Below are 6,388 nucleotides of genomic sequence, written 5' to 3'. Positions count from 1 at the left end.
CGTCGGAACACCACCAGCAGCTGCGCGAAGTGATGCGCGTCACACCCCAACGCGGACCGCCATTGGCGAGGCGTTTTCAAATCCTGAATCGAAAGTTTCATCCCTCAAATATCGAGCTAGCCGGGCGCTGCAACAAGTCTAGTATACTTTCTGGGGATACGCCCAAGGAAAATACAGCCCAATACCGTTTGTAGAGATAGGCAGATTTACGAAATATGGATATTTAGGGGTTGAGCTTTTCTTCATTATTTCCGGCTACGTAGTTTTGCTCAGCGCCCAGGGGAAAACTGTCAGACAGTTTTTTATTTCCCGGATTACTCGCCTTTACCCAGCATTTTGGGTGGCCTGTACACTAACGTTTGCAGTGAAATCTATTTGGGGAACCAGGCCTAACGACACGCTAATGTCACCCTACTTAATTGCTGGAATTAGCCAGTACGTAGGCAACATGACCATGCTACACGAATTTATTGGCATAACGGGAATTGATGGCCCCTACTGGTCACTATCCGTAGAAATAACTTTCTATTTTCTAATTGCAATTCTCATTGGGTTTAAGTTTATGCGTCACATTGATTGGTTTCTATTGTGTTGGTTGGGATTTGCAGCAATTCCCCATCTAGCTCACAGTGGAACGCCCCTCGCAATCTTATTTTTTCCTGGATATGCTCCTTTCTTCGCTGCGGGAATACTGTTTTATCTGCTTCAGCAGCCATTGGGCCGGACTCGCTTACGCTACGCACTGTTATTTGTGGCTTATGGTTTAGCAGTAAAGTCAGCAACCAGCCAAGCGCCTGTACTATCGGCTTCCTATAATGTTCATTATTCACAAATAATAATAGCAGGTAGTATTACTTTTTTCTTTATATTATTCGCTTTAATATCTTTTCGAAAAATTGACCTGAGCCGGTTTACCTGGCTGGCTTGGTTGGGGGCGTTAACGTACCCACTTTACCTCGTGCACAGTGAAATTGCCTTTATTGCATTTTGTCGTATTGGTCACCTATTCAACAAATATGTACTGCTTGGCACAACAATACTAGTGATGTTGATTGCTGCATACCTAATCCATGTTCTGGTTGAAAAGCGTTACAGCAAGACTTTGGGGACACAAGCCAATAAATTATTAACCTGGCTCGACCAAAAAGTCTAGAACAGGCTTTTTATTGCTCCATATGCTGAATCAGGATTGCCCCCTTATTTCATTTGACTGTGTTTTATACTATCAGCAATAATATGAGCAGCCAATGATTGGCCTAGTTCATTCCAATGCGTATCAGTAGTGTAGTACAGCGAAACCGTAGGGCGCTCCAAAGCTGCTTTCCTAATCCCCTGCGATAAACCGATTGTTTTTACGCCCCGCGCATGCAATAGATTTTCTAGCTGAGCTTCAAAATGCGCTCTAAACGGATGGCTTTGGGGCAGTCGCTCCTGGTATATAGTAGACTTATCAGGGGCCAGCGCAAAGAATAATGTGATGCCACGCTGCCGCAACTGCTGGTTTACTTCTGCGATACGGTCAGCGATGAACAGCAAATCTTCCGTCGAGGGGGCGGGAAGTAATCCTGCATCAATCGCCTGAAACAGCATGGGCACCTGCCCTACCGGTAGATTTTGCCGGCCCAGTACTATTTCGCTGGTATACTGGCCGGTGAGCGTCCATTCAACCTCACTGCTAATACGGGTGAGATAATGCTTGAGCGCCGATGATTCGGTCAGGTACAAATCCAGGCTCGCGGGCCACAAGATGGACTGCTCCCAGCTATGTTTCATGGATTTGAGACGGGACTGGGGCAGTAGTTCCTTGAATTGTCCTGCCATGCTCTCAAATTCCGTACGCTTGACGGCAGATTCTATTTTGGTCCATACCACAATTTTGGCTTCGCGATAAGCGGGCGGTGCAGCCGCCAGAAAGCGCACCATTGATAATGGGCCTCTACCGTCAATAGCCATGTTTCCGACCGATAATTTGCTGTAGCGGGCAAGGCTATCGGCAATTATATTGTTGTCGAAAAACGAATCCCCACACAACACTACCTGATACGGGGGCAGCGAATTACCCAACCGGTAGCCGTAAGCATCGGTGGTGAGGTACCGGGCCGTAGTGTCTTCTGCCGCAGCATACGGCTGCTCTAATTGCGCCACGGCAAGCTTGCGCGCCAGATTACCTTCCAAGGGCCACGGCTGCTGCCGAAGATTGGGCCGCTGGTTGAGCACGTTGGCACCTTTAATCGTGCGCAAGCTTTTCGGCCTGCGCTCCCAGTACCGAGCAATGCCGTCGGTGGTCACCAAAGCCAGCCAGATGCCACCGGCAACAACAAGAAGTAGTCGGATTTGGCGCTGGTTGCCCCGTGACGTGAGCGCGCTGTGGTTGGCAACCTGGTAAGTAGGGCCAAAGAAAATATACCTTATGCGGGTCCGCAATGGTTTTATCAGCTTATTCATTTGCGAGACTGATGACGGCTTCGGCGTTGGCTGTATTTGCTAAATGGGCCGTTGCGGGGGAGAAATAATTCGCCAATGAGTCAGGCTGTCTGCGATGATGCGCGAAGCAACTGCCATACCGGCAGGCGTCCAATGCGTATCAGCGGAGTAATAGTATAGCACATGTGGATTGGCCTGGGCTATTTGCCGCAAGCCACGACTCAAGTCAACCACGTGCACGCCCCGCTGGCGTAGAGCCTTGTTCAAATCAGTAATATAGTTTGTACGAGCCTGCAAGCCTTGCGGCAGGCGGTCGGGATACACAATGCTTTTCTCTGGGGCAATTGTGAATACCAGCTGTTGCCCCCGGTTTTTGAGGTCACGGTTTACTTCGGCCACATTATCAGCGATGATATCAATTTCTGCTCGCGTAGTAGCTTGAGGGCGGATGGCTTCGTCGCTCCCCAAATACAACATGGGCGATAGGCCAGTGGGCAAATCTCGGCGGCCCAAGACGATGAGGTCCGTATGCTTTTTCAATAGCCACCATTTGACTTCTTTCTGTACCTTGTCCAATAACGGCTTTAGTAGCGAACTGCCGCCCAAGTACAAATCCGCATTTGAGGGCCACAGGAGCGACTGTCGCCACTGCCAATGCTGGTTGGATGTCTGCCGAAGCAACCGTCGGCGCTCGATTAGGCTAGTAAAATCAGCACTACCGGCGCGTTGGGTACTTTCCCAGATTACTACGTGCGCATCCCGATATGCGGCGGGCCAGTCCTCTAGAAAGCGCGCCATAGTAAGCGTCCCTCTCCCTTCAATGGCTTGGTTGCCAAACCCCAGCCCCGTAGCGCGGGTCAGGCTATCGGCAAAAGAATTATTATTGGAGAAAGAATCGCCGCACAAAGCACCGGCGAAAGGCGATGCGGATTTTACCGTACGAAATCCTTGCGCGTCCGTTTCCAGGTAAGCAGGTGTTGTATCCTCGGCTGCAAAGTAGGGCCAGGCTAAACTATTGACGCCTAGGTCACGCGCCAAATCCCCGCTTGTGCGCGAAAAATCGCGCTTACGTACTTGGTTGGGGGCTTCATTAAACTCCCGAGGTCCCTGAAAAAACTGCCAACTCTTGGGCGGGCGCTGCCACGGACGGGCTACATTATCAAACACCACCAAGGCCAGCCACAAAGTACCGACCACAATCAACACGGTCCGAATGCCGCGTTCCCCACCCTTTGGTGTCAAAGCGGCGTGGTCGGCGGGGTGATAAGGAGGACCAAAAAAAGTCTGTCGCAGCCGGGAACGCAGATTCAGCCAATGATGACGCACGAACAACTATTTTTAGAATTGGAAATATAGAAACGGACTATTTTGCCGAGTCATAATCAATACGATGCTTACGACCAGGCCCGCGCCGTACACCAGAGCCGTGCGCAGGTTCAAGCGCACGGGTTGATTCCAGAGGTTGGGATAAGCCATTGAAACCACGGTCGCAAACGCCAAAAACAGCAGTCCAGCTGGGTAAGCCAAGTGCAACGGCGTAACCGGACGGCTACCCGTGTAACCAACCATATTGCCCAGAATGCGGAAAGCTATGCTGAAATCGGTGGCCCGAAAAAATACCCACCCCACCATTACCAATAGAAACGTAACCAGTTTCTGGCCCCACACCGGCAGTTGCTTCAGAGGATGGCGGGGCCCGAGGGCGCGCTCCACTGCCTGCAATACTCCGTGGTATAGCCCCCAGATAACAAAAGTCCAGGCGGCCCCGTGCCAGAGTCCTCCCAATAGCATTACGATAATGAGGTTCAGATAGGTGCGGTACTTCCCTTTGCGGTTGCCTCCTAGTGGCACATAGAGATAATCGCGCAACCAGCTTGAAAGCGAAATATGCCACCGGCGCCAAAAATCCTGAACGCTGGTGGATTGATAAGGCGAATTAAAATTCTGAATGATTTCGAAGCCAATCATTAGGCCTAGCCCCACTGCCATATCAGAATAGGCCGAAAAATCAAAATATATCTGCATCGTATACGCCAGGCTACCCAGCCAGGCATCCAAGGTAGTGGTGGCCGTGTGTGAATTGAACAGCGCATCGGCCATGGGGGCTACATTATCAGCAATAATCAGCTTCTTGAGCAAGCCTGTTACGAAGAAAATAATGCCAACTGCAAACTTTCCTTCGGAGTGCGTACGGTCTTTTAACTGCCGGTCCAAATCGATATACCTCATAATAGGCCCGGCTATTAAGTGCGGAAACAGCGAGATAAAGCAGAAGAAATCTACAATATTCTTGGCTGGCTTTACTTCCCGCCGGTAAATATCAATCGTGTATGACAGTGACTCGAAAGTGTAAAAGCTGATGCCAATTGGCAGTATCAGATTGGCAATCACCGGCGCGTAGACCGGCAGATGCAGCCAAGTAAACATTCCGTTGATACTACCCGCAAAGAAATTATAGTACTTAAAAAACCCGAGTACCGATAGATTAACAATAATGGTGAGCGTGATAAGTAGTTTGCGTCGTCCCTCCGTTTCAGCTTTGTATAAATGCTTGCCAATTATATAATCGGAAGCCGTGGAGGCAATCATCAAGAGGCAAAATACCGGATTCCACCACCCATAGAAAATATAGCTCATTACGGTGAGCCAGGCATTGCGCGCTTTTATGGTACGCAGTATCCCGTAATAAACAAGTAGCAGGATAGGTAAAAAAACAAAGAGAAAGACGTAGCTATTAAATAGCATATACTGGAAAAAATTATGCGTGCAGCGGCAAATATAAGATTTTTAAGTTGAGCTTTACAACCTTGTAACTAAAACGGCGATGCAAGTAATTCTTATTCAGCATTCTACATACTGGACTTATCCCATGCATCTGTTATCCACAGGTTGCAGCCGGCTATGCTTATTGCAAGTCCATTTCGGGAATACGTAACATGTAGCTATCGAACTCTTATTTATTATCCAAATAATTATATACTATATCCATGCGAATCAATAGCCCCAGTATTACAATTCTTTTAATAACACTTTATAAAGCGATAGCATACTGACAATATCCTTCTTGTTGACCAGTTCATTTGGCGAATGAACGTTGTCTTCGGGAGCCCCTACAAAGCACCAGTCCCAAGGCTGAGAAGCATGCTGTAATTCCTTGGCATCGGAGCCACCGCTTCCTTCTACCTCCAGCTGGTACGGAATGCCCGACCGGGTCGCAATAGCTCGAATGCGGTCGACGTAAGCCCGACGGGGGATTAGTGAATCACGCAGCGAGATGGCACAGCCTTGCCCGGCACTCACGCCTTCCGTCACCCAGGTAATGTCACAAATCAAGGCTTGGTGCACACCGTAGGTTTCATAGATGAATTTTGCCAGATAGGCGACCGAGCCGCCGCCGTGTTCCTCCCAGCAGGAAAAAGCGATGATGCCGTGTTTCAGGGTTTCGCAAAGACGCAAGGCGTTCCAGACCCCCAGGCGGTTATCGAGGTAGCAGCTTTGGACGGTGGTATCGGTTTCGCGAAAATCGCAGTAGAAGGTAAGTTCCGTGCCACGGTCGATTTCGCGGTGGAACGCATAGCCCAGTTCGCCGGTTTCCTCGTCGATGGTTAGCGTACAGTCAATTTCCCCTTGCGAATCGTGCCCTACCAAACGGTAGCCTGCCTCGGCCTGAGGGCCGCCGATGCGCACCAGCTGGCGGCCATACCGCACCGTGAATCCAATGCTGTCGAGATGGGCGAATACGGCCGTGCGAGGCTGGCCGAACACCAGCAGGATGCTGTCCTGAAATCTTTCGTCGGCAATGACTTGGGGCTGGTGCTCCCATGCGGCCTGGTTCTGCCGCACGTAGTCGAGCACAAACCCAGACAAGGCGGCCTCGTTGCCGGATGGGGCCGGGAACCGGCAAAGGGAATGGAGCAGTTGCATAGCCAAAGGAAATTGCACTCAAAGCTAGGCCAAAGTCCGT

At 50.1% G+C, this 6,388-nt stretch carries 5 protein-coding genes; 1 reads left to right on the top strand and 4 read right to left on the bottom strand.

Annotated elements, in window-relative coordinates:
- Positions 1-181 precede the first annotated feature (181 nt).
- Positions 182-1,153, top strand: a complete 972-nt coding sequence (locus J4G38_RS18870) for an acyltransferase family protein (protein WP_210519922.1) — start codon at positions 182-184, stop codon at positions 1,151-1,153.
- Positions 1,154-1,197: 44 nt separating this feature from the next.
- Here the strand turns inward: J4G38_RS18870 and J4G38_RS18865 are convergent, their stop codons facing one another.
- The 4 genes from J4G38_RS18865 to J4G38_RS18850 form a co-directional block, all read right to left on the bottom strand.
- A complete protein-coding gene (locus J4G38_RS18865) occupies positions 1,198-2,445 on the bottom strand; it encodes an alginate O-acetyltransferase AlgX-related protein (protein WP_210519733.1) in 1,248 nt (415 codons plus the stop codon).
- 39 nt (positions 2,446-2,484) lie between these two features.
- Positions 2,485-3,750, bottom strand: a complete 1,266-nt coding sequence (locus J4G38_RS18860) for an alginate O-acetyltransferase AlgX-related protein (RefSeq protein ID WP_226163554.1) — start codon at positions 3,748-3,750, stop codon at positions 2,485-2,487.
- Positions 3,751-3,762: 12 nt separating this feature from the next.
- Positions 3,763-5,169 (bottom strand): MBOAT family O-acyltransferase, encoded by a 1,407-nt coding sequence (locus J4G38_RS18855; protein ID WP_210519736.1) that lies wholly within the window; start codon positions 5,167-5,169, stop codon positions 3,763-3,765.
- A 264-nt stretch (positions 5,170-5,433) separates the two neighbouring features.
- The gene (locus J4G38_RS18850; protein WP_210519737.1) at positions 5,434-6,348 is read right to left on the bottom strand and encodes a M20/M25/M40 family metallo-hydrolase; all 915 of its coding nucleotides are present in this window, start codon (positions 6,346-6,348) and stop codon (positions 5,434-5,436) included.
- Between the last annotated feature and the right edge of the window lie 40 nt (positions 6,349-6,388).

Origin of the sequence: Hymenobacter terricola, assembly GCF_017921975.2 — a bacterium.
GTDB lineage: Bacteria > Bacteroidota > Bacteroidia > Cytophagales > Hymenobacteraceae > Hymenobacter > Hymenobacter terricola.
The sequence above is the reverse complement of the archived record's forward strand: the minus strand, read 5'-3'. Positions and strand labels throughout refer to the sequence as shown.